This window comes from Streptomyces sp. NPDC044061 (assembly GCF_056434305.1).
Genome location: NZ_JBWKFL010000152.1, coordinates 1 through 2,502, shown reverse-complemented (window position 1 = coordinate 2,502; position 2,502 = coordinate 1). Strand labels below are relative to the sequence as shown.

General features: G+C 70.3%; 2 protein-coding genes. Both read left to right on the top strand.

Annotated features, from left to right (window positions below; all coding sequences use genetic code 11):
- Nucleotides 1–82: 82 nt before the first annotated feature.
- Nucleotides 83–721 carry a hypothetical protein gene (locus AC07CM_RS50695; protein ID WP_478883328.1) on the top strand — a complete coding sequence of 213 codons (639 nt, stop codon included), beginning with the start codon at nt 83–85 and terminating at the stop codon, nt 719–721.
- A 288-nt stretch (nt 722–1,009) separates the two neighbouring features.
- A complete protein-coding gene (locus AC07CM_RS50690; RefSeq protein ID WP_478883327.1) occupies nt 1,010–2,407 on the top strand; it encodes an IS1380 family transposase in 1,398 nt (465 codons plus the stop codon).
- The last annotated feature ends 95 nt before the right edge of the window (nt 2,408–2,502 follow it).

Here is a 2,502-nt window from a genome sequence, read left to right as displayed (position 1 = left end):
GGGAGCGGTGACCACCGTCCCGCTCCCCAGAGGCCGCCCGCCGCCGCCCGTCCCGGGCCCCACACCACCCGAGGAAAAGCCCATGACCATCACGCTCTCCAAGACCACCGCCGGACGCACCCACCTCCACGCCGCCATCGCCTACGACGCCCCCGGCACCAAGTTCATCCGTGTCGTGCACTCCTGCAACGGCACCGAGACCGAGCAGAGCACCGAGATCCTCTACGCCGGAGGCGGCCTGCTCCTCGCCGGCGACGCCGAGACCCAGCTCGCGCCGATCATCCAGACCCTGGACACCGCCCTGCGCAACGGCGCGGCACTGCTGGAGATCGTCACCCAGCACGTCGCGGCCACGCCCCACCTGACCATCCAGCGGTACTACCTCTACGGCGGCCGCCACCGCACCGACGCAGCGTTCAACCAGGATACGTTCGACCACGACCCCGCCCTGCTCACCGACGCCGAGCGCTCCCGGCAGGCGAGCCGCGCCGCCTCCCTGCGACGCGTACAACACGAAGTCGACGAACGCCAGGCTGAACGCGAGCGCTCCGCCGCCCGCATCACCCAAGAGATGAAGACCCGAGCCTTCTGGATCCGCCGCCACCGCGAGCACCTCGCCCGCGCCCGCGGCGCCCGCCGCGCAGGCGAACACAAGTGGCACGCCTACGCGCCCAACGCCGCCGCGTTCGTCCGCGCCCAGGCCGCCGCCATCCCCGCCTAGACACCCGGGCCCCTACACCCGGCCTCCCATGCCCGCACCGCCTCGGAGGACCTGCGACCCACATCCGCCGTCGGCATACAGCACGCCACCACTCCTGCTTCGCCCCCGACGGGGTCACCAGGCCGCCGCCCGGCCGCAGGCGAGATGCCACGCATGCGCGGCTAAGCCTTGATCCATCGACGTAGTACCTGTGGACAAGTCTCAAGAAAACGAGGAAGTGCCTTGTGACCTGCGATGATGGGAGTTCTTGAGGCTTCCAGCACGCACAATCAGCAAGGCACTTCCGAGATGCAAGTTTCCCACACCCCTGCGGCGGTCTCCGCCGCGTTCGACGACGCGAATCTGATCGCGCATGCCGGGCTGGTCCCGGTGATGCGGTTGGCTGAGCGATGCGGGCTCGCCCGTCTGACGGCGCAGAAGGTGAAGCTGAGCGGGGCGAAGAACAGCGCGGGCGCCGCGGCGGACGCCAAGGTCGCAAGCATCGTGGCCGGGATGGCGGCGGGTGCGGACAGCATCGACGACCTGCACGTCCTGCGGCACGGTGCGATGCCGGCCCTGTTCGGCGGGATCCGCGCCCCGTCCACGCTGGGCACCTTCCTCCGCGCGTTCACCCACGGTCATGCCCTCCAACTCCACGCGGTGCACCGCCAGTTCCTGGTCGCGCTGGCCGCGCACACCCCGCTGCTGCCCGGTTCCGGCGAGAAGGCGTTCATCGATGTCGACTCCACTCACAAACGCGTCTACGGCCGCACCAAGCAGGGCGCCGAGTACGGCCGGTTCAAGGGGATCCGCACTCTGCACCCCCTGCTCGCCACCATCTGCACCCCCACCTCCCGACCGCTGATCGCCACCGTGCGGATGCGCCGCGGCAAGGCAGCCGACTCCCGCGGCGCCCCGAAATTCGTCAGCGAGGCACTGGCCACCGCCCGTGAGGCCGGCTGCACCGGCCTGCGCATCCTGCGCGCCGACTCGCAGTTCTACAACGCCGGCGTCATCGCCGCCTGCCGCCGGGCCGGCGCCCGCTTCTCCCTCACCACCGGCATGAACCCCTCCATCAAACGGGCCATCGCCGCCATCGACGACACCGCCTGGCAGCAGATCACCTACCCCACCGCCCTGCCCGACCCCGACACCGGCGAACTCATCTCGGACGCCGAAGTCGCCGAGATACCCGCCTACACCGCGTTCGCCGGCCGCAAGAAAGCAGACCGGGTCACCGCCCGGCTGATCGTGCGACGGGTCCGTGACCTGGCCAAACCCGCCACCATCGCCGAGCAGGGCGAACTCTTCCCCGTCTGGCGCTACCACCCGTTCTTCACCGACAACCCCGCCCCCACCCTCCAGGCCGAGCGGGAACACCGCCACCACGCCGTCGTCGAGCAGGTCATCGCCGACAGCAAGAACTCTGCCCTGGCCCACCTGCCGTCCGGGCACTTCCACGCCAACGCCGCCTGGCTCACCCTGTGGGCCATGGCCTACAACCTGCTGCGGGCCACCGGCGCCCTGGCCTCCGCCTTCCACGCCAAAGCCACCACCGCCACCCTGCGCGCCCACCTCGTCCACGTCCCCGCCAGGATCGCCCGCTCCGCCCGGCGCCTCACCCTCCACCTGCCCCGCAACTGGCCCTGGCGGCATGCCTGGACGCAGCTGTTCGACACCGTCCACGCGCCGCCCGAACCCGCTTGACTGAGGTTCCCCCGAGATGCGGAGTGAGGTGACAGCGGGTCAGATGGTTCTCATGAAAGGACCTGTGACCATGGCTGCTCCCAGAAAGTATCCGC